This is a genomic window from Dyella sp. GSA-30, assembly GCF_027924605.1.
In the GTDB taxonomy this organism is placed as follows: domain Bacteria; phylum Pseudomonadota; class Gammaproteobacteria; order Xanthomonadales; family Rhodanobacteraceae; genus GSA-30.
Map to the genome: position 1 here is coordinate 5224135 of NZ_AP027042.1, position 23647 is coordinate 5247781.

General features: G+C 63.3%; 18 protein-coding genes. 5 read left to right on the plus strand and 13 right to left on the minus strand.

The genetic code is table 11. The features are described 5' to 3' along the window. Positions 1 to 39: 39 nt before the first annotated feature. The 3 genes from QMG46_RS22550 to QMG46_RS22560 all read right to left on the minus strand — a co-directional run bounded on the left by QMG46_RS22550 (position 40) and on the right by QMG46_RS22560 (position 5136). A complete protein-coding gene (locus QMG46_RS22550) occupies positions 40 to 2595 on the minus strand; it encodes a bifunctional aspartate kinase/diaminopimelate decarboxylase (RefSeq protein ID WP_281852953.1) in 2556 nt (851 codons plus the stop codon). Positions 2596 to 2884: 289 nt separating this feature from the next. Then, positions 2885 to 4402, minus strand: a complete 1518-nt coding sequence (locus QMG46_RS22555; protein ID WP_281850145.1) for a fumarate hydratase — start codon at positions 4400 to 4402, stop codon at positions 2885 to 2887. Positions 4403 to 4530: 128 nt separating this feature from the next. Next, positions 4531 to 5136 (minus strand): outer membrane protein, encoded by a 606-nt coding sequence (locus QMG46_RS22560; protein ID WP_281850146.1) that lies wholly within the window; start codon positions 5134 to 5136, stop codon positions 4531 to 4533. 182 nt (positions 5137 to 5318) lie between these two features. Between QMG46_RS22560 and QMG46_RS22565 the strand changes: the two genes are divergently transcribed. From QMG46_RS22565 to QMG46_RS22575, 3 genes are read left to right on the plus strand one after another with little or no spacing between them, the layout of a single operon-like run. Continuing rightward, the gene (locus tag QMG46_RS22565) at positions 5319 to 6650 is read left to right on the plus strand and encodes an APC family permease (RefSeq protein ID WP_281850148.1); all 1332 of its coding nucleotides are present in this window, start codon (positions 5319 to 5321) and stop codon (positions 6648 to 6650) included. 50 nt (positions 6651 to 6700) lie between these two features. Beyond that, positions 6701 to 7270 (plus strand): (2Fe-2S)-binding protein, encoded by a 570-nt coding sequence (locus QMG46_RS22570; RefSeq protein ID WP_281850150.1) that lies wholly within the window; start codon positions 6701 to 6703, stop codon positions 7268 to 7270. Further along, positions 7270 to 9543, plus strand: a complete 2274-nt coding sequence (locus tag QMG46_RS22575; protein ID WP_281850151.1) for a xanthine dehydrogenase family protein molybdopterin-binding subunit — start codon at positions 7270 to 7272, stop codon at positions 9541 to 9543. Before QMG46_RS22570 ends, QMG46_RS22575 begins: the two co-directional genes overlap by 1 nt. 57 nt (positions 9544 to 9600) lie before the next feature. On the opposite strand, the gene QMG46_RS22580 is transcribed toward QMG46_RS22575, so the two are convergent. Together QMG46_RS22580 and QMG46_RS22585 are read right to left on the minus strand one after the other, a co-directional pair. Further along, positions 9601 to 11583, minus strand: coding sequence for a hypothetical protein (locus QMG46_RS22580; RefSeq protein ID WP_281850152.1), 1983 nt, complete (start codon positions 11581 to 11583; stop codon positions 9601 to 9603). 30 nt (positions 11584 to 11613) lie between these two features. Beyond that, the gene (locus QMG46_RS22585; protein WP_281850153.1) at positions 11614 to 12531 is read right to left on the minus strand and encodes a hypothetical protein; all 918 of its coding nucleotides are present in this window, start codon (positions 12529 to 12531) and stop codon (positions 11614 to 11616) included. Positions 12532 to 12897: 366 nt separating this feature from the next. On the opposite strand from QMG46_RS22585, the gene fusA reads away from it, so the two are divergent. Further along, positions 12898 to 14937 (plus strand): elongation factor G, encoded by a 2040-nt coding sequence (gene fusA, locus QMG46_RS22590; protein WP_281850154.1) that lies wholly within the window; start codon positions 12898 to 12900, stop codon positions 14935 to 14937. Positions 14938 to 15553: 616 nt separating this feature from the next. On the opposite strand, the gene QMG46_RS22595 is transcribed toward fusA, so the two are convergent. The 8 genes from QMG46_RS22595 to QMG46_RS22630 all read right to left on the minus strand — a co-directional run bounded on the left by QMG46_RS22595 (position 15554) and on the right by QMG46_RS22630 (position 22878). Continuing rightward, positions 15554 to 16861: a DUF58 domain-containing protein gene (locus QMG46_RS22595; protein WP_281852954.1), complete on the minus strand. Its 1308-nt coding sequence runs from the start codon at positions 16859 to 16861 to the stop codon at positions 15554 to 15556. Further along, positions 16861 to 17871, minus strand: a complete 1011-nt coding sequence (locus tag QMG46_RS22600) for an AAA family ATPase (protein ID WP_281850156.1) — start codon at positions 17869 to 17871, stop codon at positions 16861 to 16863. Before QMG46_RS22600 ends, QMG46_RS22595 begins: the two co-directional genes overlap by 1 nt. Next, positions 17868 to 18977: a DUF4350 domain-containing protein gene (locus QMG46_RS22605; RefSeq protein WP_281850157.1), complete on the minus strand. Its 1110-nt coding sequence runs from the start codon at positions 18975 to 18977 to the stop codon at positions 17868 to 17870. Before QMG46_RS22605 ends, QMG46_RS22600 begins: the two co-directional genes overlap by 4 nt. Beyond that, complete coding sequence (locus tag QMG46_RS22610; protein WP_281850158.1) at positions 18974 to 20494, minus strand: DUF4129 domain-containing protein; 1521 nt, start codon at positions 20492 to 20494, stop codon at positions 18974 to 18976. The genes QMG46_RS22605 and QMG46_RS22610 overlap by 4 nt, the downstream gene beginning before the upstream one ends. Next, positions 20484 to 21461: a stage II sporulation protein M gene (locus QMG46_RS22615; protein ID WP_281850159.1), complete on the minus strand. Its 978-nt coding sequence runs from the start codon at positions 21459 to 21461 to the stop codon at positions 20484 to 20486. Before QMG46_RS22615 ends, QMG46_RS22610 begins: the two co-directional genes overlap by 11 nt. Continuing rightward, positions 21458 to 22138 (minus strand): RDD family protein, encoded by a 681-nt coding sequence (locus QMG46_RS22620; RefSeq protein ID WP_281850160.1) that lies wholly within the window; start codon positions 22136 to 22138, stop codon positions 21458 to 21460. The genes QMG46_RS22615 and QMG46_RS22620 overlap by 4 nt, the downstream gene beginning before the upstream one ends. A 10-nt stretch (positions 22139 to 22148) precedes the next feature. Beyond that, positions 22149 to 22277: a hypothetical protein gene (locus QMG46_RS22625; RefSeq protein WP_281850161.1), complete on the minus strand. Its 129-nt coding sequence runs from the start codon at positions 22275 to 22277 to the stop codon at positions 22149 to 22151. A 130-nt stretch (positions 22278 to 22407) separates the two neighbouring features. Beyond that, the gene (locus QMG46_RS22630; protein ID WP_281850162.1) at positions 22408 to 22878 is read right to left on the minus strand and encodes an SET domain-containing protein; all 471 of its coding nucleotides are present in this window, start codon (positions 22876 to 22878) and stop codon (positions 22408 to 22410) included. Positions 22879 to 23128: 250 nt separating this feature from the next. On the opposite strand from QMG46_RS22630, the gene QMG46_RS22635 reads away from it, so the two are divergent. Beyond that, positions 23129 to 23611, plus strand: a complete 483-nt coding sequence (locus QMG46_RS22635; RefSeq protein ID WP_281850163.1) for a hypothetical protein — start codon at positions 23129 to 23131, stop codon at positions 23609 to 23611. Positions 23612 to 23647 lie beyond the last annotated feature (36 nt).

The window sequence follows — 23647 nt, forward strand, 5'->3', positions numbered from 1 at the left end:
AACGACATCCGCCCGCGTCGGCGACGCGGGCGATCTTGATCAATCGAGCACGATTTCTTCGGCCGGCCCGCGCAGATTGTACGGCGAAGACATCACCTGACCGTAAGCACCCGTCGTGGCGATCAGAATCACATCGTCCTCGCGGCTTTCCGGCAGGCGGCGGTCGTTGCCCAGCACGTCGCCCGACTCGCAGATCGGCCCCACCACCTGATACATCGCCGTGGCCGGCTCATGCAGGCGGGTGAGATTGACGATTTCGTGCCAGGCGTCATACAGCGCCGGCCGGATCAGGTTGTGCATGCCCGCGTCCACACCCAGGTAGCGCCAGCCGCCCTTGCCCTTGAGCTGGGTGACCTTGGCCAGCAGGACGCCGGCTTCGGCGACCAGGAAACGCCCGGGCTCCATCCACAGCTTGTACTGCGGATAGACCTGTTTTACTTCCGCCAAGGCGGCACCGACGGCATCGAGATCGAGCGGCCGCTCGCCCGGATGCGAAGGCACACCAAGCCCGCCGCCGATATTGAGGAATTCCACCGTGGGAATGCGCTCGGCAATGCTGGCAAGCTGGGCATAGACCTCGGCCCAATGCGACGGATCGAGCACGCCCGAGCCCAGGTGCGCATGCAGGCCGACGATGCGCGCGTGACGCGCGGTGGCCAGATGCACGAAGGCATCGAGCTGATCGAGTGGCAGTCCGAACTTGCTGGTACTGCCGCCGGTACGCACCTTGTCGTGATGCCCCAGCCCGCGCCCCAGATCGACGCGTACGCTGATGTCGTGACCCTCGAAGGTTTCGACCCACTGCTCCATCGGATGCAAGGCATCGATAGTCACCAGCACACCGGCGTTGAGCGCGTCGCGATAGTCGCTGCGCGGCGCGAAGTTCGGCGTAAACAGGCGCGGCGTATCGGCCGGCACAGTCTCGGCTACCCGCTGCAGTTCACCCGGCGACACGCACTCCATGCCCAGGCCTTCTTCGGCCAGCGCACGCAGGATCGCCGGATGCGAATTGGCCTTGATCGCAAACAGAAGGCGATCGACCGGCAGCTTCTCCCTGAGAGAACGCGCGCGTTCGCGCACGGTGGCGATGTCGTAGACATAGCGCGGGCTGCGTTCCTCGGCGAGCTTCAACAGCTGCGGCCGCGCATCCATCCACCATGCCGGATCATGGCCATTGGACGCCACGCCGTACAGACGCTCCCAACTGGGCCCGAACAGGCTGGCGTCGTCGGTACGCATGGCACCGGTCCGCACCAGTTGCTCGTGCAGCTGCGGCAGCAGATCGTCGACTACGTTCTCGTCGACCACGAAAGTGAAGTTCAGATTGTTCGACGACTGCGAGATCATGTGCACGCGATGCTGGCCGAACTCGGCCATCACCGTATGCAGGCGATGCAGCATCGAGCGCATGCCGCGGCCGACCATGGTGACTGCCGCGCACGGCGCGATCACCTTGACCCGGCAGACCTTGGCCAGGTCGCCGGCCAGCGCGGCCAGCACGTCCGAGTCGAGCAGGTTTTCGGTCGGATCGAGCGAGACCGTGACGTTGGTTTCCGCCGAGCCGATCAGGTCCACCGACAGGCCGTGCTTCTTGAACTGGTTGAACACGTCGGCAAGAAAACCGACCTGCTGCCACATGCCGACCGATTCCATCGACACCAGCGTGATGCCCTTGCGCGTACTGATCGCCTTGATGCTTGGCGCTTCCTCGCGCAACTCGGGGCCGATATGGGTACCGCTCAATTCGGGCCGGTTGGTGTCCTTGATCAGCAGCGGCACGCGCGGCTCGCGCAACGGCGACAAGCAACGAGGGTGGAGCACCTTCGCACCGGTGGAGGCGATTTCCTGGGCTTCTTCGTAGTCCAGCCGCTGCAACAGGCGCGCACCCGGCACCTGGCGCGGATTGGCCGTGAACATGCCGGCCACGTCGGTCCAGATTTCCACGCGCTGCGCTTTCAATAGCGCACCGAAATACGACGCCGACGTGTCCGAACCACCGCGACCGAGTAGTACCGTGCGGCCTTCGCTTTCGCGCGCAATAAAGCCCTGCGTGATGAAGACCTCGCCTAGCGCAGCCAGACGCGCCGAAAGCGCCGGATCGGGTTTGGCATCGACCATCGCCGACAGCAGCTTGGTGCGCTCGTTCTGGTTGGGCAGCGCGATCGCAGCCAGGCAATCGCGTGCGTCCACCCATTCGGTCGCCAGGCCGCTATGGGTCAGGAACGCGGCACCAAGCGCGCTGGAAAGCAGCTCGCCGTGCGCCTGCACCTTCGCAGCCCAGGCCAACTCGCCCAGACGGGAGGAACCCTCGTCGGCCAGCGCGGCCAGATCTTTCAGGCGCGCAGCCAGCGTATCGGGCATCGCCAACTGCATATGCGACAGCAGCTCGTCGTGCCGCGTCGCGATCGCTTTGGCGGCCTCGTTGCGTTTTCCCTTTTCGCCCTCGGCGCACAGTTGTTTGAGTGCGTCGGTGATGCCGGAGAGTGCGGAGACGACGACCAGCACGCGTGCACCTTCGGCACGGCGGCTGGCGACCAGCTCCAGAATGTTCTGCCAGCGTGGGAGCGTGGCGACACTGGTGCCGCCGAACTTCATCACGATCCAGGGGGCGTCCGCGGAAAGCGGCGCGAGGGTTTGCAGGCTCACGAGATCTCTAGTGGGTGGTGGGTAAAGTTATCCGGCCAGTGTTGCGCTGCGGCAGACGGATTGCAACCGTGGCGTTTGGACGTCCAAACGATCGGAATGCTACGTGCGGCCGGGTACGGACAGGTGGCACAAAGGTGGCGCTTCGGTGATTTTGTGGCGTCCCGGCTTTCGCCGGGGCAACGATATCTACCTCACCGTCGCCCCGGCGAAGGCCGGGGCCCAGTGACTTTGCGCTAAATCAGGCCACGACCACCGGAATCTTGCCAATCCGCGCCTGCCACTCCTTCGGCCCGGTCTGATGCACCGACGTGCCCAGCGAATCCACCGCGACCGTCACCGGCATGTCCTGAACCTCGAACTCATAAATCGCTTCCATCCCCAGGTCGGCGAAACCAACCACGCGGGAGGCCTTGATCGCCTTGGAGACAAGATACGCGGCGCCGCCGACCGCCATCAGATAAACCGACTGGTGCTTCTTGATCGCCTCGATCGCCGCCGGGCCACGCTCGGCCTTGCCGACCATGCCAAGCAGGCCGGTCTGCGCGAGCACCTGCTCGGTAAACTTGTCCATGCGCGTAGCCGTGGTGGGACCGGCCGGGCCGACCACCTCGTCGCGCACGGGATCGACCGGGCCGACGTAGTAGATGAAACGATTGGTGAAATCCACCGGCAACGGCTCGCCCTTGTTGAGCATATCGACCATGCGCTTGTGCGCGGCATCGCGGCCGGTCAGCAGCTTGCCGTTGAGCAGCAGCACTTCGCCCGGCTTCCAGCTGGCGACGTCTTCACGGGTTACCGTATCGAGGTTCACGCGACGACCCTTGCTCGAATCGTAAGTGAGCTTGGGCCAGTCCTTGAGCGACGGCGGATCGAGCGCGACCGGGCCCGAACCATCGAGGGTGAAGTGCGCGTGGCGGGTAGCCGCGCAATTGGGGATCAAGGCGACCGGTAAGTTCGCTGCGTGGGTCGGATAGTCCTTCACCTTGATATCGAGCACAGTGGTCAGACCACCCAGCCCTTGCGCGCCGATACCGAGCGCATTGACCTTTTCGTACAGCTCCAGGCGCAGCTCTTCGGCGCGATTGCTCGGACCGCGCGCGATCAGGTCCTGGATATCGATCGGCTCCATCAGCGACTCTTTCGCCAGCAGCATCGCCTTCTCGGCGGTGCCGCCGATACCGATACCGAGCATGCCCGGCGGGCACCAGCCGGCGCCCATGGTGGGAACGGTCTTGAGCACCCAGTCGACGATGGAGTCGGAGGGGTTGAGCATGGCGAACTTCGACTTCGCCTCCGAGCCGCCGCCCTTGGCCGCGACGATCACATCGACCGTATCGCCCGGCACGATTGATACGTTGATCACCGCCGGCGTATTGTCCTTGGTATTGCTGCGCTTGCCGGCCGGATCGGCCAGCACGCTGGCGCGCAGCTTGTTGTCCGGGTCGTTATAGGCGCGACGCACGCCTTCGTTGACCATGTCGTCCAGCGACATGGTGGCGTCGTCCCAGCGCACGTTCATGCCGACCTTCAGAAACACCGTCACGATGCCGGTGTCCTGGCACAGCGGACGGTGACCTTCGGCGGCCATGCGGGAGTTGATCAGGATCTGCGCCATCGCGTCTTTCGCCGCAGGGCTTTCCTCGCGCTCATAGGCGGCGGCGAGATTTGTGATGTAGTCGACCGGGTGGTAATAGCTGATGTACTGCAGGGCGTCGGCAACGCTCTGGATCAGGTCTGCTTGCTTGATGGAGGTCATGGCGGCTGCTTCGACGGGGAGGGGTACGCTTTTTTCGCGCGCAACCCCTCTATTGTGCCGCAATTTGCATCTCGCTTGAAAACGCGACCGGAGATCCACAACCCGGTCAGCGCCATCAGGTCATTGATTTAGAATCGATATTCGGCCGTTACCGAACACATGCCGACCCGAGGAGTAAGTTCGCTGTACCTGTCCTGATGAGCACGATATCGGTCGTAGCTGAGACCCAGGCCAAACGACTTGTTCAAGTCGTATCCCACGCCCAATCCGACGTAGCTGCTCATGCCGGAGACCTTATCGTGACTGTCCCGATAAACCGAGTGTGACGTGTCGGGCAATCTCCAAACGCGGTCTATGACGTGAATATTGTCGCGCGACCTAAAAAAGCCCGCGCGACCTGAAACGTAAAAACCTTGCGGCAATGAGTACTTCAAATTACCGCCCAGCATGAAACCATCGACACGCTCTACCGTCGTGGTCGTGCCTGTGATGTGCGGATAGTACGTCCGTCCATGACCGAGATTCGCATATCCGGTCTCGACGCCGTAGCTGAAGTCGTCACCCCACTGGTAACCGAAACGCAACGCTTGCGCGTAACCGCTGCGATCGAGCGCGTCACTCTGCAGCGCATAGTTGGACACACCGAGATTCGTGTTCACAAAGAAATTGTCTGCGTGACTCGTCGCAGCGACGGCAGTCAGCGCCACCACAGCCAAAAGTTTGTTGATTTGCATTGATATCCCTAATTAGCGGTTCCGATGCCAGACCGGATAGATCCCGTATCCCGAGTAGCACCATAAAACGATATCAAGATGTTGCCAGCCCTTTGCCCGCAAACTCAATTCTGATACCCGGGACTTGCCCCCAACCGAGCCAACCGCCATGCTCGGAGGCAGTTCCACGCAATGAAGACTCCATGAGCGAACCCTCGACGTCCGGCGGCTATATCCGCCGCCTCAGCCTGTGGGACGCCGCCCTGATCGTGGTCGGCGGCATCATTGGCGGCGGTATTTTCCTCAATTCGTATATCGCGGCGCAGCGCACCAGCTCGGGTATCGCCCTGTTGCTGGTGTGGGTGGGAGCGGGTGTGCTGACCCTGCTCGGCGCGCTGTGCTACGCCGAACTGGGCGCGCGGCGGCCGCGTGCGGGTGGCAGCTACGTGTACTTGCGCGACGCCTTCGGCTCGCTGGCGGGTTTCCTGTTCGGCTGGACCATGCTGCTGGTGATCTATTCGGGCTCCACCGCGGCCGTGGCGACAGGCTTTGCCACCTATACGGCCGCCGTATTCAATCTGCCGCCGACCATCGTTCGTCCGCTGGCGGTCGGCGGCCTGGTCTTCATCATCGGCATCAACCTGTTCGGCCTGAAACTCGGCGCGCAGATCCAGAACCTGTTCACCCTGCTGAAACTGCTGGCCGTGGCGATGCTGGTGGTCTGCGGCCTGGTGTTTGCCGGTGTCGGCAGCAGCAACGTGTTGACGGCCGACCCGAGCCACATCGGGGTGGGCTTCATGGGCGCGGCCCTGCCGGTGCTGTTCGCCTATAGCGGCTTCACCTATCTCAATAACCTTGCCGGCGAAGTGCGCAATCCGCAGCGCACCCTGCCCCGCGCACTGCTGCTGGGCATGCTGCTGGTGATCGTCGCCTATGCGCTGGTCAACATCGCCTATCTGGCCGTGCTCGGCCACGCCGGCCTGGCCAACAGCCCCACGCCGGCGGCCGATGTGATGCAGCACGTGGCCGGCCCGATCGGCGCCAAGCTGATCGCAGTCGGCATCGCCATATCGACGCTCGGGTTCTGCAACATCACCCTGGTGTCGGGCGCACGCGTATTGCAGGCGATGGGCGAGGACGGGTTGTTCTTTCGCGGCGTCGCCCGTTTGCACCCGAAGCATCACACGCCGAACGTCGCGCTGATCCTGTTGACCGGCTGGACCATGCTGCTGACCATTACTGGCAGCTACGGCCAATTGCTCGACTACGCCACCTTCGGCGACTGGCTGGCCTGCGCATTCGGCGTGGCTACGGTGTTCTGGTATCGCCGCCACGACGACGGCCACGCACCGCTGGATTTTCGCGTGCCAGGCTATCCGTGGCCGCCGATCCTGTTTATCGCCACGGTCGGCTGGATCATGGTGCAGAGCCTGATCAGCAGTCCTGTCAATACGGGCATCGGCCTGCTGATCATCCTGGCCGGAGTCCCCGTGTATTACGTGTGGCGCCGCCTGTTCAGCCCCGCTGAACCCTAAACCCGGCTATCGATGCCAAAATAGGCGGATTCGGCGAGGAGAGTTTGGCAATGGCGGTACCGGTACAAGCCCAGGGCGCCCCCCCTTTACCCAGCGGCAGTATCACGCCGGAAAAAGTCCGCGAGGGTATCGACCTGGACATCAACGGTGAGCGTTTTCGCCATACCGGCGACCCGAAGATGCCGTTGCTATGGTATCTGCGCGACGTGCTGCAGCTGACCGGCACCAAATATGCCGGCGAGCACGGCAGCGGCAACGGGGCGGATCTAGTGCTGGTCAATGGCAAACTGACCCCGGCCACCGCTGTCACCCTCGAAGACCTGCATGGCGGCAAGGAAGGCAAGACGGAAAAAGTCCCCAAGGTCGTCACCGTCGAGGGCCTGGCCGACGCCACCGGCAAGCTGCATCCGTTGCAGCAGGCCTTCATCGACGAAGACGCGATCGGCTGCGGTTATTGCACGCCGGGCTGGCTGATGGCCGGCAAGGATCTGCTCGATCGCAAGCGCAACCCATCCGACGACGATATCGACCAGTTGCCCAATCTGTGCCGCTGCGGCTGCCAGACACGTGTACGCCGCGCGATCAAGCGCGCCGCGGGCGTGATCGGCGGAACCAAATAATGAGCGACAAACACTCCCTCGCGAACGACGGACAGTCGCGTCGCCGCTTTCTCAAGGTGCTGGCCGGCACGGCCGGCGCGCTGATCGTCGGCATTCCCCTGGTCGAGGCAGCCGATGCGCCTTTCCCGCTATCGATGCTGGGCGACACGCTGTACGGCCTGGGCGTCTATGTGCGCATCGATGCCGATGGCAAGGTCCTGATCGGCGCACGCGATCCGGATACCGGCACCGGCGTCGCTACGGCATTGCCGCGCATCATCGCCGAAGAGCTCGATGCGGACTGGACCCAGGTCACCGTCATCGGGCTGGGCCTGGGTGTGGAAAACAGCAGCGATCAGCCGCGCTGGACCTATGGCCGCCAGATAGGCGGCACCGGCGACTCGATTCCCGCTGCATGGAACGATCTGCGCCAAGCCGGCGCGCTCGCACGCTGGCTGCTGCTGCAAGCCGCGGCTCGCCAGTGGGGCCTACCGGCTGAGCGCCTGCATACCGATAACGGCCAGGTCGTCTCGCCGGATGGTCGTCGACTCGGTTTCGGCAGCCTCGCGCAGGCCGCCGCGAAAATCGCACCGCCACAGCAGGCCGTACCGACCAAGGCACCCAATCTCTATCGACTGATCGGTCAACCCGCCGGCGACGTGGATGCTTACGCCATGGTCACCGGCCAGGCGCAGTTCGCCATCGATCAAAATCGCAGCGATGCGCTGGTTGCCGTGTTGCTTCGCTGCCCCTGGCCCGACGGCACGCTGGACAGCTTCGATGCCACCGAAGCCAAGGCGATCAAGGGCGTCGTCGATGTCATCGCACTGAAGCCCGAAGCCAATCAACCTCTAGGTGCAACGGTGTACGCGCCTGCCGTCGCGGTGGTTGCGGAAAGCACCTGGCTCGCGCTGCAGGCGCGCGCCAAGCTCAAGGTCAGCTGGAAACCCGGCACCAGCCAGGGCGAAAACAGCGCCGCGCTTGAGCAACAAGCCACCGACCTGATCAACAACAAGGATCAGGAACCCACAGCGCGCGTGCGCGATGACGGCGACGTCGTCGCAGCAAACAAGAAGGCCGCCCGTCGCCTCGAAGCGGTCTATGTGCAGCCCTGGCTGGCGCACGCCACCGCCGAACCGATGAACTGCATGGCGCGCATCGACAACGATCACGCCACGCTCATCGTGCCGACCCAGGCGCCGCAACGCGCATGGGCGGTAGTGCAGCGACTGACCGGGTTCAAACCCGAGCAGATCGAGATCCAGGTACCTCGCATCGGCGGCGGTTATGGTCGCCGACTGGATCACGACTACGTTGCCGAAGCGGTGATGTTGGCCAAGGCCGTCAAGAAGCCGGTGCGCCTGTTCTGGACACGCGATGACGATCTCACCCACGACTACTACCGCTCCGCCAGCGTGACAAAGATCAGCGCGGCGCTCGATCACAAGCGGGGCATCCTGACCTGGAACCAGCGCGTTGCTTCGGCCTCGGCACTCGTTGGCCGCGGTGCGCAGGACCAGCGCCTGTGGACGTCCGAAGTCGATCCGAACCAGCTGCCCGCAGGACTCGTGCCGAACTATCGTTCCGACTGGTATGGCCTGACCTCGTCGATACCGCGTGGCCCTGCACGCGGCATGCCGCAATTGAGCAACGCGTTCGCCGTCGAGAGTTTCGTCGACGAAATGGCGCACATGCTCAAGGAAAATCCGCTCGATACCCGCCTGCGTCTGCTAGGCGAGCCGCGTGAGATTCCGCTGCAAGGCGGCGGCACGCTCGATACCGGTCGACTGATCAACGTACTCAAGCTGGTCGCCGATCGCATCGACTGGTCGCGCTGGCTGCGCACCTTCAACGGCCTTGGCATTGCCAGCTGGTACGTCAACGGCGCTTATGTCGCGCATGCCGTCGAGGCCTCGTTGCAAGGCCAGAAGCTCAATATCGAACGCGTGGTCTGCGCCGTCGACGTCGGCCGCGTGATCAATCCGATGGGCCTTGAGGGTCAGATTATCGGCGCTACCAACGATGCCTTGTCGACGGCACTCAATCAGGCCATCACGTACAAGGACGGCCAGATTCAGCAGCGCAACTTCAAAGAGTACGCACTGGCCAGCATGGCGCAGTTGCCCGACAACATCGAAACCATCATCGTCCCGGGCGAAGACCGTCCGCCGACGGGCGCCAGTTTCCTGGCGATGCCCACTGCCGCGCCGGCACTGGCCAACGCAGTGTTCCGCGTCAGTGCGGTGCGCGTCAGGCGGTTGCCGCTAATGAAGGAACTGCTGCGGATGCTTTGAACGCGGGGAATGGGGAATAAAAAAAGCCGGCATAGCCGGCTTTTTTTATGGGGCGCCTCAATGAAACTGATCACTGGGCGTCACCCAGCTCGATGCGCTGGGTGCCGGTTTCGGCTTGCCGGGTTCCACCGGCGTCAGCTTGTCATTGAGGCAACCCGGCGGGATCGGTCCGCCGGCCACACGTGCGTTGGCGCAATCGACGCCGTTATCCAGGCGCACGGGCGCTGCCGGTGCAGCCGTGCTTGCGGCGGGCTTGGGCGGCACCAGCGGGTTGGCGGGTGCGAGCTTCATCCTTTCGTACACCTTGTCGTCGACCGGCTTGGGCGGCGGGTCGCCGCTACCGCAGCCAAACAGCGACATCGGGAACAGTGGCATGACCACGCATTCCACGCGCACACCCGGCGCCAGGTGGAACGTGTGGCGGACGGTAGTTTTTTCCACCGCATGGCGCAAAGCGGTGTCGATCGAGCTTTCGCCTTCAGGTGTCCAGTCCTTGTCGAAGCGCGTGGACTGGTAACCGAGGTTCGGTGTGCCATGCGACATGACGTTGGTGTCGCCATGCGGCTTCAACTGGATGTAATGACCGATCACGCCTTCGTTGCTGTTGCCGGGACTGCCGGGCGTGCCCTGTCCCTTCCCTTCACTGCTGAAGGCGCCCTGGTTATTGCCGTTGCCATGCACGGGAAGATTGAGATTCAGTCCGCGCTTGCCGTTGCTCGGCGACGATGCGCTTTCCGCAGCAGCCTGCCCCGGCGATGCCGCATCGCTGCCCTGCGGCGTGGCATTGGGTGCGGTACTGACATCGTTGCCGCGGGATGACTCGGACGTGCTTGCCTGCGTCGTCGGCGAGGTGGCCGCCTTCGAACTCTCCGCCGCTTTCTGATCGGCCGCGCTGCTGGGCGCTTCGCTCTTTGCCGGCGCTTCTGCGGGTGTCGGTGCCAGGCTGATTTGCGGACGCTCCACCGCGGGCTTGTCGATAGCGACGGCCTTGGTCGGTGTCTGCATCGGGGGTGCCTGCGGTCGCTCCAGGCTTGGTTTGGCCTGATCCGGTAACGGAACTGCTTCGAGCTCCGCCTCGGCCACGCGAATGGACGGCGACTGCACCTGCGGTTGTTCCCGCGCCACGGTGACCGGCTTGCTGGTGCTGTCAGACGCTTGCAGGTTCACGGTCGGCGCCGGCTGCGCAGGCAGCGGGATATCCGCCATCTCGGGCACCGGCGGCGCGGCCGGCGTTTGCGCGCGCTCTACTTGGCTGATGCTCGGTGGCACCGGTTTGGCGACCGCGTTCTCCACCGCGATCGAAGGGGGCGTCACCGCCGGTGCCGATTGGGGTGGTACTTCGGGCATGGCAACCGAGGGTGGCGTCAGCAAGGGCTGATTGCCTTCCGCCTGCGCCTTGCGCACCGGTTCGGGCTGAAACTTGGGCGGCACCGGTGGCGCAGTGGGTGGCGTTTCCAGCGACACCTGCGGTGGCGGCGTGTCGACCTTGATCGGCTGCAGTACCGGCGTCGGTGCGGGCTTGGGCAAGGTCACCGGTGGCAAGGGCGCGGCCACGACCTGCGGCTTGGGCGCACTGGGCTTGTCGGCGGCAATGCTCGGCGTCTCCAGTGCCGGTACGGGCACCGGCCTGGGCTCGGCGTTTGCGCTTGCCGACGCAACGCTTGAGCGCTTGTCGATGAGCTTGGTGCCCGGCCTGCCTTTGTGCGGTGGACCGATTTCCTTCGGCGGCGTACCGCGCACCGGCGGAGGGGGCGGCGGAGGCGGCTCGGGCTCCTGTTTGGGGATCAGGCGTACCTGCAGCGCATTGTTGTCCGATTCCTGCGGCTCGATCGGATCGTACGCCGGCCCCAGGATCACGCCGACCATAAAAGCCAGATGCACGAACAGCGCGCCAAACAGGGCCGCAATCCGCAGCCAGCGTTGACTTGGTTTTTCCTGCCGCCGACGCCGATAGACGGACGCACCCTCGGCTGCCTCACGCGGTGAAGGCAGCGCAATACGGGCAAGACTGGAATTTTTGTCAGGGGGCGTCGCGGACATCCGGTTAGTGTACCGGGCCGGACGCTTCGATCACTTCTGTCTGTCGTCTTCCGGCGCATGCGGCGTGCGTTCTCGCAGTTCCGCATCGACGGAGCGCGTGGGCGTATCGATCGGGCAGCCCTGCGGCAAGGCCTTGCCGGCGCGATAAATGGCGATGCACTCGCTTTCGCTGGGTGGCTTGGGCGCATCGGGTACATCGGCCAGCGGGCTGGCCGGCGCCATGCTCAGGCGTTCGTCGCCGCCCTTGGCCGATGGCTTGGGCGGCGGATCCTGGCAACCGGTCAGGAAGGTGCATTTGAGATGGATACCTCCCGGCAGACGCACATCGTGTGGCTTGGTGACCTTCTCCACCACATTGCGCACGGCAGTCCCACCCAGCGACTCGTTAGCCGGCGGGAAGTATTTGTCGAAATGCGTGTTCTGCACCTTGACCGGGTTGTTGTGCTCCATCACCTGGGTATCGCCTTCGGGCCTGCGTTGCACGTACTCGGGTGCGGGCGCGGTACTGGCCACGGCGGGCGCGAGGATGGGCTGACCGTTCTTATCGAAAAGCGCCACCGTCGGCTTGGGTGCTGACTCTGGCGCCGGGGCTGGTGGCGTCGGCATACTGACCGTCATCGCATTTTTCGCCGGCGGCTCACGCACCGGTGTCGGGCGTACGACACGAGGCATTGCTGTCTGGGGCGGCGACTGTAACGCCGGTGGTACAGGCAGATCAGGCAAGGCCGGCGGATGCGTGACCGGAATCAGCCGTACCTGCAAGGCATCATCGACGACAACCCGCTGTACCTGGCGCGACGTACGCACCTGCAACTCATGCCAGGTAAAGGCCGCAAAGATCAGATGCAGCAGGAGCACCACTGCCAACGCCCACCACAAGCCTCGACGATCGCGCACAGGCTCGCGCCAGCGCATCTGGCGCAGCAGTTCGCGGCTGGAGGCATCCAACGGTGCCAGCCCGCGAGAACGCTCGTCTTCTATCCAGCGGTGGTGTTCGACCTGCGGCGATGATTCGATGGGACAGCCCTGAGTGCTTTGCTTGGTAAGTGGCGCGGCAACGGCGAAGTGTGAACGCCGATTTCACACAGACCGACAACGCTTCAATCGGTTCCCCTACGCCGCAATGCAGCTTGACCTAGGCCCCCAACCGCTCAAGTCTAAGCGAACGGTGCCAGGCACCGTACCCCGCCATGACCGCCCCCGCGTCCGACACGGTGGACGACCATGACGGCCCCGTCAGCCGCAACGCGGCGCGTGCGGTGCCGCTCATGCCGGCCGTTACGCATGCGTCGCCTCTGCCAGAGGAGGGACGTCGTGTCGTACAACACGGAAAACATCCGCAACATAGCGCTCACCGGCCATGCCGGCTCGGGCAAGACCACGCTGTTCGAAGCCTTGCTGCACGCCGGTGGCGTAATTCAGGCACAAGGATCGATCGAACGCGGAACCACCCAATCGGATACCGACGCACAGGAAAAAGCGCGCGGCCATTCCATCGACAGCTGCATTGCATCGATCGACCGTAACGGCTGTCACATCAACCTGATCGACACTGCCGGCTACGCGGACTTTCGCGGCGGCACGCTCTCTGCCTTCGCCGCCGTCGAAACCGTCGCCGTCGTCGTCAATGCCGTCAACGGCATCGAGCACGGCACACGCCGCATGATGGAGCATGCACGCGTACGCGGCCTTGCCCGCATGTTGATCGTCAACAAGATCGATTTCGACGGTGCGCGACTGGAGGCGCTGGTCAATGCGTTGCGCGAGGAATTCGGCAGCGAATGCCTGCCGATCAACCTGCCCGCCCTTGGCGGCAAACAGGTGCTCGATTGTTTTTTCCATCGCAAGGGCAGCACCGATTTCTCTTCGCTGGCCCAGGCGCATCAGCAGATCCTGGACCAGGTAGTCGAGATCAACGAGGCGACCATGGGCGCCTATCTCGATGCGGGTGAAGACGCATTGACGCCCGAGCAACTGCACGACGCCTTCGAACAATGCCTGCGCGAAGGGCACCTGGTACCGATCTGCTTCGTCTCGTCGCGCAACGGCGCGGGCGTGGCCGAGCTGCTCGACATCATGCAACGCCTGCTGCCCAACCCGTTCGAGGGCAATCCCCCGCCCTTCCTCGGCGACGACGGCAAACCGATCGAGATCGCGACCGATCCGAATCGGCACGTCGTGGCCGATGTATTCAAGATCATCAACGATCCATTCGTCGGCAAGCTGGGGATTTTCCGTGTGTGGCAAGGCACGATCCGCCGCGACACGCAGCTACTGGTCGACGATGGACGCAAGCCGTTCAAGGTCGGCCATTTGTTTCGATTGCGCGGCAAGGGGCATGAGGAAATCGACGTAGCAATCCCCGGCGACATCGCGGCAGTCGCCAAGGTGGAGGAGATTCACTTCGATGCTGTGCTGCATGACTCGCATGACGAGGACCGCATCCGGCTCGCACCGCTGGCCTTTCCACAACCCATGTACGGCCTGGCGTTGGAGCCCAAGCACAAGGGCCAGGAACAGAAACTATCGCAGGCGCTGCTTCGCCTGTCCGAAGAAGATCCCTGCCTGCATACCGAGCATCACAAGGAACTCAACGAAACCGTCGTGCTCGGGCTTTCCGACCTGCATCTACGCATCACGCTCGATCGGATGAAAGACCGCTACGGTGTCGAAGTCGCCACGCACCCGCCGCGCATCGCCTATCGCGAAACGATCGCCGCGCAGGCGGAAGGTCATCATCGGCACAAGAAACAGACCGGCGGCGCCGGTCAGTTCGGCGAGGTATTCCTGCGCGTGGAGCCGCTCGAACGAGGCCGCGGCTTCGAATTCGTCGACGCGGTAAAAGGCGGCGTGATCCCGGGGCAATTCCTGCCCGCCATCGAGAAAGGTGTGCGTCAGGCCATGGAGCACGGCGCGATTGCCGGCTATCCGCTACAAGACCTACGAGTCACCGTGTACGACGGCAAATATCATCCGGTCGACTCGAAAGAAGTGGCTTTCATCAGCGCCGGCAAAAAAGCCTTTCTCGACGCCGTAGGCAAGGCACGCCCGATCGTGCTGGAGCCGATCGTCGACGTCGAAGTATCGATCCCCCAGGCCAACGTCGGCGACGTGACCGGCGGTCTCGCTGGCAAGCGGGCGCGCATCATGGGTACCGATGCACTGCGTGGAGACGAGTTGGTCATCAAGGCGCAGGCACCGCTGGCTGAGTTGATCGATTATCCCACCGAGCTGAAAGCCATGACGGGCGGACGAGGACGCTACAGTCTGGACCTGAGTCACTACGAGCCAGTGCCGCCACCTGTGCAGAAGCAGCTCACTGAGTCGTGGAAGCCGCATCACGAGGACGAATGAGTTCAAGCCAGGTCACGCCTGCTAAGAGCAACGCTGCTCTGTCGGAGATATCACCGCAAGCACCCAGCCCCCTCACCCCAACCCTCTCCCCCGGCGAAGCCAGGGGAGAGGGAGCAAGGTGCGCAAAGCAAAGAAACACTGAGGCCCCCTCAGTCAGTCCCCTCTCCCCTAGCTTCGCCGGGGGAGAGGGGTAGGGTGAGGGGGGCTTTAAGTCCTCAGGGCGATGACGCCTCGCGCACAAATCCGGCGCACCTCAGAAGCGCCAGAAGTGTCCCCTATCGGTTCGAGTAGACGGCACGAACGGTTTTATCTCTCAATGCTGCTCAGAGCCTTGGCTCTAAAGGCCATTTCCTCTTTGGTTACTTTCTCTTTACTCCGGACCTAAAGGTCCTCCGCCCTCCGGGCCGGCTTCGCCGTTCGCATGCGCTACGCGCAAGCGTGGGCCAGCAAAGAGAAAGTGACTCGGACGCCGGCAGGCGTTCGAAACGCCCGCTGCGTAAGCGGCCAGGTCGCCCGAACACTCAGGCAAGAACGAGGCCGCCAAGCCACTGGATTCCGGCCTACGCCGGAATGACGAGAGGGATAGGTAGCGATGAGAGAAATGTTGTGAAACTTCCTAAAGACGCCCATCCCGCTTGGCAGCCAAATACCGCTCAATCAACCGCCCAGACAACTCATTACAGGTCACATCCAACACCGCCACCCCTTCCCGCCGCAACTTCTTATGCATCGCCTCACGCTCAGCCAGATAGCTCATCGCCGATGCACTGCGCACCGCCGACTCGACACTCTCGCCAATCTCCCCAGCAGCCTGGTCGAGCGCCAACTCACGCAGACTCACCACCAACACAAGATGTCGACGCGACAACATCGACACAGCCATACGCAACTCTTCGTCGTCTTCATCACGCACATTGGTGATCAACACAACAAAAGCACGCCGGCGTTGATGCAACTGCAACGTGCTGGCCGCACTGACGTAGTCGGTCGCCACCGGCTTCGCCTGTAAGTCGTAACCGGCGCCAAGCAGCATATCCATGCCACCGCTGCCCTGTTGTGGCGGCAACCAGCGCATGTCCTCGCCACTGCATGCCAGCATGCCCACCGCATCGCCCTGGCGTAGTGCGATATAGGCCAAGGCGAGCGACGCATTCAGCACGTGATCGAAATGCGATAGACGATCGTCCTGCGCCAGCATGCGCCGGCCACCATCGAGCAACAGCACCACTTGCTGATTGCGCTCGTCGCGGTACTCGCGGGAAATCGGTCGACCGATGCGTGCCGTGGCTTTCCAGTCGATCTTGCGCAGGCTGTCGCCGATGCGGTAGTCACGCAACTCCTGAAATTCCGTGCCATCGCCGCGGCGCCGCTGCAAACGCGCACCGACGCTACGTGAAGCCACCTCGACGCTCAAACCCGCCATTTCCGCGAGCGGTGCGAAATTGGGATAGACGCGCAAGCTTGCCTCGTCGCCTGCGATACGCCGGTGTGTCCATAAACGCCAGGGCGAACGCAGTCGCACATGACAACCGGCAAAACGGAACTGTCCGCGACCGCTCGGCGATACGGCGTAATCGAGCGTCACTTCGCGACCGGGCGCAACACTCAGTCGACGCGGCATACCGCGCACCGGCCACTCGCCCGGGTGCAGGTCATGCAGATCAAACGTCTGGGCACGCCTGGCAGCAGCGCGCACATGCAGACCGACTTTCCACTCGCTGACCAGAGGCACCACCGGCGGCAGTTCGCGCACGATCCGCGGACTGGGTTCGCGATAAAGGCGCCAACCGTCGATCGCCGCCAACAGCACCAGCAGCGCGCCCAATGCCAGCCACCACGACAACGGGACCCAGCCGACGCTGGCCAGAACGCCGACAGCGGTCCAGCCGAACAGAAGTCCCAACAGCGTCAGCCCCGGTCGCATCATTGGCGCGGCGCAGCCACCTTGTGCAACAAGGCCTTCAACACATCGTCGGCTCGTTGCCGCTCGATCAAAGCCTCGGGCGCCAGCATCAAACGGTGACGCAACGCCGGCAGCGCGACGGCGCGCACATCGTCGGGCGTGACGAAATCGCGGCCATCCAGCACCGCCTGCGCACGTGCCAGGCGTACCAGGGCAAGAGCGCCGCGTGGACCGGCGCCGCCGATGACACCCGGCCATTCGCGCGTCGCGCGCGTAATGCGCACGGCATAGTCGACCACCGCCGGATCGACATGCAGTGACGCTACGCCTTGTTGCAACGCCTGCAGTTCATTCAAAGCCAGTACCGGCTCGACACGCGACACATCCAGGCCCGCGGCAATGCGCCCGCTCAACACTTCCTCGACCATGCGTTTTTCATCGTCGAGCGACGGGTAGCCGATCACCACCTTGATCAGGAAACGATCCAATTGCGCTTCGGGCAGCGGATAGGTCCCCTCCTGCTCGATCGGATTCTGCGTTGCCACCACCATGAAAGGCGCGGGCAACGGGAAGCGACGACCTTCGATGGTGACCTGGCCTTCCTGCATCGATTCGAGCAGGGCCGCCTGTGTCTTTGCCGGTGCACGATTGATCTCGTCGGCAAGCAACATGTTGGCGAATACCGGGCCGCGACGAATCTGGAAACGCTCGGCCTTCGGATCGTAGACGGCGTGACCGGTGACATCGGTCGGCATCAGGTCGGGCGTAAACTGGATGCGTCCGAACGTGCAACTGACCGACGCGGACAAGGCTCGCACCAGCAGCGTCTTGCCAAGGCCGGGAACGCCCTCGATCAAGACGTGACCGGCGGCCAGCAACGCCAGCAGCACCTGGTCGAACACGTCGCTCTGGCCGATGAAGGCGCGTGCGACCTGTTCGCGCAAGGCGACCGTGCGTGCGGCCAGCTCACTGAGCGGCAACGGCGGAAGGGTCGATTCGCTGTCGACGATGGGGGCGGTATCGGTGGTCATGGGCGGCTCCTGAGTCGCGCCAGGATGGCAAGGCTGTCGCGAAACGCCATGGCGTTCGCGGGTGTCTGGAAGGCCCGCGCCAGCAGCGCGGGATCAAGGCGGTAACGTTCGGCAAGGCGCTCGTAAAGCACGTCGCCTTCGAGCGTGACGCAAATCGGATCCATGCGGCGCACGCGCGCCAGCACCGTGCGGCAGGCCATGCTGTGCAAGGTATAGCCGCTATCGCGACGAAACAGGAATTCGCCGGCCGCCTGGATATGTTCCAGCAAGGCACGTCGTTGTATTGGAGGCATGGGGATCATCGGCCCCAGGCGCTCGCCTCGCGCTGCCGCCCAGGCGAGAAGCAACAGGCTCGATGCGAGCAGCGCCGGCCATCCTTGCGTCAGCAGTTTCACCCAGAACGACGGACCGTCCAGCGCATAGATCAGATAGACACGTCCCTCACCAAAACCCGGATCGAGCAGGCGCCGCACGAAGCGCTGTTGCGCCTGACCGCGCAGCCCTTCATTGCTCAGGGCGCCGAGACTGCCCAGCAGGCTCACGGTACCGTCTTCGACCTGGAAGCGCAGGAACACATATCCCGTCTTGGCATTGCCGATCGATGCGTCAATGTCCTCGTGACTGCTCGGCTGCAGCCGCGTGCCGCAAAGATCGAAGCTATCGCTCTTGCCCTCGCCGGTGACGACCTTGGTGCAGCTGAAGCCCACACTTTTGGACTGGATCAGCTTCAGATGATCGAACAACGGTGTGTGCGTGGCGATCTCGGCCGAACCCGGCTCCAGGATCAGGTTGCCGCCATCGCTTACCCAGTCGGCGAGGCGTTCGGCATCGGCGTTATCGATGCGGGTGAGCCCGGCACCGAGAACCAATGTGTCTCCAGGTTTCAGAGGGACCTGCACCGGATTCAACGACGTGACCGACTTCACCGGCACATGCAATTGCTCGAGCGTGCGTTGTAGCGCGAAGAAACGGTTATAGCGCGCCTCGCCATGGGCGGGCTCGTAGGTTTCGACTTCCTTGCGCTCGTACGCATGGAAGAATCCCAACGTGCCAAGACCGATCAAGGTCAACACCACAAGCACGATGGAGACCGTTACGCGGTTCATGCCACCCGTCCTGTCTGCGCCGGCCAGCCGGTCAGCAACGCATCGATTTCATGCTCGCTGGGAAAACGATCGGCGTAAGCGGCGTATTGCCAGGTACGCACGATGGCCACGGCACGCTGACGGTGCTCTTCATTATGCAGTGCACGTGCACGCCGCAGGCACTCGGCCTCGGTGGCGTCGTCGGGTACGTCGTTATGGGACGCGGCGGCAACCTGTTCGACGCAACCGCGATACAGCAGGGCCAGCGCTTCGCGCCGCTTTCCACTGCGCCACAGCATGCGCGTCGCGCCGGCCAGATCGTCCGGAAGCGGTGCTTCGGCAGGCAATTCCGTGATGCTGGTATGCAGCTTCTCGCTCGGCTTGCCGATGACTGGGGCGCGCAGGCGCAGGTGCCGTATCGCAAACACAATCAGCACGATGACGACCGCCGCCAACAGCGACCACAGCAGGATATTTATGCCGCCGGCAAAGAGGTTGCCGACACCGGGCGGCTCAATATTCACTTTCTCGGGCTTGGACTCATCGAAGAGCTGGCGCGGCACCCATTCGAGTTTCTTGATCGGCCGTCCGAAGCGCTTGTCTTCATAGGCCTGCGACGCGGCCCGACCGAACGCGCTGTCGCCGCCCTGTTTCAGCGGATCGAACACCTTGTCGAGCTGTACACTTTGCTGCGGTTGCGCCGCCTTTTTCTCGTCGGCCGCATGCGATAGCTGCGGAAAGATCAAGCAGGCAAGCACCAGCACCAATGCGCGCCCGGCATTCATCAGCCGGTGACGCATGCGGCGAAACGCGAGATCGATGTCCCAGGCCTCGAGTTGGGTGCGCCGCGTCAGGTAAAGCCCGAAACCCGACGCGATATACCACGGCTCGATCACGCTCATGGCGAAGTAGCCGACGATCGACACGAAGATCGACAAGCTTTCCGACGAATCCTGCGGGTTGTGACGAAACAGGCCACCGAACGGATCGGAAACCAGCTCGTGCGGCACGAACAGCGCGATCAACAGAAACACGCTGAAGAACAGCACCAGTTCCAATAGCAGGCAGCCGTAGGTGAGCATTGCGGCCGAGCCGCTGATATTTCGCCGCAATACGCGCCAGCGCGGCCCACGCTGCTTGCCGGTAAGGCCTTCGAGCAACTCCAGCGGCAGGCGCAAGGCGCGGTGGGTATCGAAGCGACGCCAGCTCAACGATGCGAAGGTACCGCCCCAGGGCATTTTCCGCTGACTGCGCAGGGTTTCGCGCCAACCCGGCGCGCGGTCGAATACCGCACGCGACAGCACGAACACCGGCAAACGGTCGAACAAGGGCAGCATCCACCACAACAACAGCAGACCCAGCCAGGGCAATCCGACCAGGGAGCCCAGTGCGATACAGATCACTGCGATCGGCAGCGTAAGAGCGAACCACGCCGACCACACCGCAACGGCATGCTCGCGCAGCATCGCCACGCCGAGGTCGACCGCTTCGCGCGACGTGCGTGGACGCAGGACGACACCGATCCGCTCAAGTTCCATCGTCGGCCCTCGCCCCGCCACGCCACAACCAGAACACGACCAAGGCCCACAGCAAGGCAGCGCTACCGTATTTCAACCAGTCGGGGAACGATGCGACCGACGACCAGAAGGCTTCGATAAAGGCGGCAACCACCAGCATCGCAAACGCGCCCAGGGCCAGCTGCGCACCGACCCAGCCGGCCGCCACCATGGCCGGCCCGCGCCGCTGCCGGCCCGGCGCCAGCAAGGTCAGCCCCAGCCGTAACCCGGCGCCGCCGGCGATCATGATCGCGGTCAGTTCGAACGAGGAGTGCGCGACGACGAAGCGCCAGAACGGCGCGCCGTAACCGATATTGTCCAGGTGCCCGGCCAAGGCGCCCAGGATCACACCATTCATCGCCAGCACATAGACGGCGCCAATACCGAAGACCAGGCCGGACGCGAACGTGCGAAACGCGATGCTGACATTGTTCATGATGTAGTAGCCGAACATGCCCAGATCGGTACCGCTGCTGCGACCGATATGCTTGTTGCTCGGGTCGTACATCTGCTCGAATTCGTTCAACTCTTTGCTGCCGAAGACGTTGTGCGCGAACTCCGGTTTGATCATCACCAGCACTAGGCAGAACAGCGCCGGCAGATAAAGCAACGCGGCAGCCAATGCCATGCAACGCCATTCCTTGCGTACCAGACGCGGAAAACCGGCGACCAGGAACGTCGCCGCGCGCTGCCAGCGTGGTGCGGGTGGCCGATAGAGCAGACGATGGCCACGATCGACGATACGTTGCAGCCGTTCGGTGACTTCCCGGCTGTAGCCGCGTGCACGGGCGAGTGCCAAGTGGTGGCATAGACGTCTGTATGTGCCCGGAAACGATACCGCCTGAGGCGTGCGCATGGTCGGGTTGGGGCGTGTCTCCACCTGCCGCAACCAGGCCTCGAGTTCATCCCACTCATGCGTGTGCAGCGCGACGAAACGTTCCTGTTTCATGGCCGCCCCAATAGATAGTTCGCATAGGCGACCAGACGCCGCACGCCGGCGTCGCCCATCTGCCCGGTCAAGGGCGATAACAGATCGGCCAGTTCGCGCTGCCGCTGCGGCGTCAGTTGCGGGCAGCGTTCGGCGAAGTCGACGATGGCCGCCTGCTCTTCGCTGGACAAACCGACCGGAGGCACCTCCGCGGGAACGACCGGTACCTGCGTACCGCCATGCAGCTCGGCGGTATGAATGACCATGCTGCCGGCAATCACATCGCCGAGCCGGCGCGCATACGGATCGATCAAGGTACTTGCCAGCCCCACGCCATACACGCCCGGGAGCATGTCCACCACGCGCAGCAGATTTCGCACGACCGACGGCACCAGCGTGATCGGTGCACCATCGGCACTCACAACGCGCAGCGACATCGCGCGCTTGCCCAGCGTCTGCCCGTTGAACCACACCTCGCAAACGACCGAATAGATCCAGGTCAGCACGAACATGATCAGGGCACCGATACCCATGCCGGCTCGCCCGAACATGGACAGGGGAATCATCACCGCCCAGAACACCGCGGCGCGCACGGCGAAATCGATCATCCACGCCTGCGCCCGCGGCAAGGCACCTGCTGCCGGTAGCCGCAAAAACACGCCTTCGGGCGTTTCGATCTGACGGATGGTGTCGAGCATCAGGCGGGGATCAATCGTTGATCACGATAGCGGTACCCAACCGCTCGACGCGGGCAGCCTTGCGCGCTTCCAGGTCAAGCCCACCGGGCGCGGCGTCATCGACGCGCGACGGTGGTGCCGCATACGGACTGACTTCCATGAATCCCCGTTCCCTAGCTGCGCTCACGTGCCCGGCCCCCACGGCGGGCACTTGAGCGTCGAGTATAGGCCGGTCGTTTGCGCCGCTTCAATGCGGCTCGCCGGCCCTCCGCGACTTATCTACTTTGCACTCACTTTTTCTTCGGCTTGAGCATCGTACCAATGCACTTGGGCGAGCCGCAGCGGCAGGCCCAAACCTTTTTCAGGCGCGCGGTATGCGGCATATCCAGCACGATGCCGTAGTCGTAGGTGAGCTCTTCGCCGGGCTTGATCTTGCGGATCGCCTCGATCACCACCTTGTCCTTGCGCGGGTCGCCGCTCTCGCTTTCGTCGATCAGCGCCTGGCAGTTCGGGTCGCAGCTGTGGTTGATCCAGCGCGCCGTATTGCCCTTGCGGTTGGCGTCGATGATGTATTCGTCATTGAGCGTGAACAGGAACGTATGCCCCGTCTCGCCGCCATCGCCGTACATCTTGTCGGCCTCGGCGTCGGTCATCAACGTACCTTTGTATTCGATGACGTGCTCGCCCTTGGCGATGGTATCCACGGCAAAAACGCCATTGCCATGGATGGGCGAGCGGCGGGCAACAATGCGTCGGGTCATGAATGTCTGATCTGATCTGATGGGAATTCCAGATGATGCCTTAGATTTAGGAGTGAGTGGAGAGGAGTGAGGAGTGAGAGCGCGCGCTTGGGGCCTGACAGCTCCCTCGCTCGCTACTTCTCTGTCACCCCAAACCCTTCTGCAGCAGGGAACTTCGAGGGGCGTGGAAGCTCTTCTCTCACTCCTCACTCCCCTCCACTCACTCCTCGCTATTCTGCTATATTCAAACAATCGTTTGAGGTCCGATTTCATGAAACGAATCCTCCGCCTGATCGCCCTGGGTGCGCTTGTCACCGGACTGGCCGCCTGCGGCCCGCCGAAAAAGAGCGTGTTTCCGCCCTCGGTGACGATCCAGGAGATGAAGGTGCGCCCGGACGGGCAATGGCAGCTGACGGTGCGTATCCAGAACAACAGCTACGGCAGCATGGATTTCCACTCGATCGACGGCGAGCTGAAAGTGGCCGACGGCATCCCGGTGCGTATCCATGCCGGCTTCGATCTGGACATCCCCGCCTTCGCTGGCGACGTCACCGAAGTCAACGTGCTGCCGACAGCTGAGATGACCGCGGCGATCAAGACCCTGGCCGCCAAGGGCAGCTCGGGTTCACTGGCCTACACCGTCGCCGGACGCGCCAACGCCAAGCCGGAGCAGGAAAAAGACTCTCGCGATTTTGCATTTCACGGTAACGACTGGTTCTCACCGGTTCCCGGCATCCCCAATACCTATCGCTGATGCGGTAGCACCGATCACGACCCAAGCTTTCGAGGA

Bases quoted from the DNA above. Each gene is read 5' to 3' on its own strand.
- QMG46_RS22550 (WP_281852953.1), bottom strand. From the start codon at position 2,595: ATGAAGTTCGGCGGCACCAGTGTCGCCACGCTCCCACGCTGGCAGAAC.
- QMG46_RS22555 (WP_281850145.1), bottom strand. From the start codon at position 4,402: ATGACCTCCATCAAGCAAGCAGACCTGATCCAGAGCGTTGCCGACGCC.
- QMG46_RS22560 (WP_281850146.1), bottom strand. From the start codon at position 5,136: ATGCAAATCAACAAACTTTTGGCTGTGGTGGCGCTGACTGCCGTCGCT.
- QMG46_RS22565 (WP_281850148.1), top strand. From the start codon at position 5,319: ATGAGCGAACCCTCGACGTCCGGCGGCTATATCCGCCGCCTCAGCCTG.
- QMG46_RS22570 (WP_281850150.1), top strand. From the start codon at position 6,701: ATGGCGGTACCGGTACAAGCCCAGGGCGCCCCCCCTTTACCCAGCGGC.
- QMG46_RS22575 (WP_281850151.1), top strand. From the start codon at position 7,270: ATGAGCGACAAACACTCCCTCGCGAACGACGGACAGTCGCGTCGCCGC.
- QMG46_RS22580 (WP_281850152.1), bottom strand. From the start codon at position 11,583: ATGTCCGCGACGCCCCCTGACAAAAATTCCAGTCTTGCCCGTATTGCG.
- QMG46_RS22595 (WP_281852954.1), bottom strand. From the start codon at position 16,861: ATGCGACCGGGGCTGACGCTGTTGGGACTTCTGTTCGGCTGGACCGCT.
- QMG46_RS22600 (WP_281850156.1), bottom strand. From the start codon at position 17,871: ATGACCACCGATACCGCCCCCATCGTCGACAGCGAATCGACCCTTCCG.
- QMG46_RS22605 (WP_281850157.1), bottom strand. From the start codon at position 18,977: ATGAACCGCGTAACGGTCTCCATCGTGCTTGTGGTGTTGACCTTGATC.
- QMG46_RS22610 (WP_281850158.1), bottom strand. From the start codon at position 20,494: ATGGAACTTGAGCGGATCGGTGTCGTCCTGCGTCCACGCACGTCGCGC.
- QMG46_RS22615 (WP_281850159.1), bottom strand. From the start codon at position 21,461: ATGAAACAGGAACGTTTCGTCGCGCTGCACACGCATGAGTGGGATGAA.
- QMG46_RS22620 (WP_281850160.1), bottom strand. From the start codon at position 22,138: ATGCTCGACACCATCCGTCAGATCGAAACGCCCGAAGGCGTGTTTTTG.
- QMG46_RS22625 (WP_281850161.1), bottom strand. From the start codon at position 22,277: ATGGAAGTCAGTCCGTATGCGGCACCACCGTCGCGCGTCGATGACGCC.
- QMG46_RS22630 (WP_281850162.1), bottom strand. From the start codon at position 22,878: ATGACCCGACGCATTGTTGCCCGCCGCTCGCCCATCCATGGCAATGGC.
- QMG46_RS22635 (WP_281850163.1), top strand. From the start codon at position 23,129: ATGAAACGAATCCTCCGCCTGATCGCCCTGGGTGCGCTTGTCACCGGA.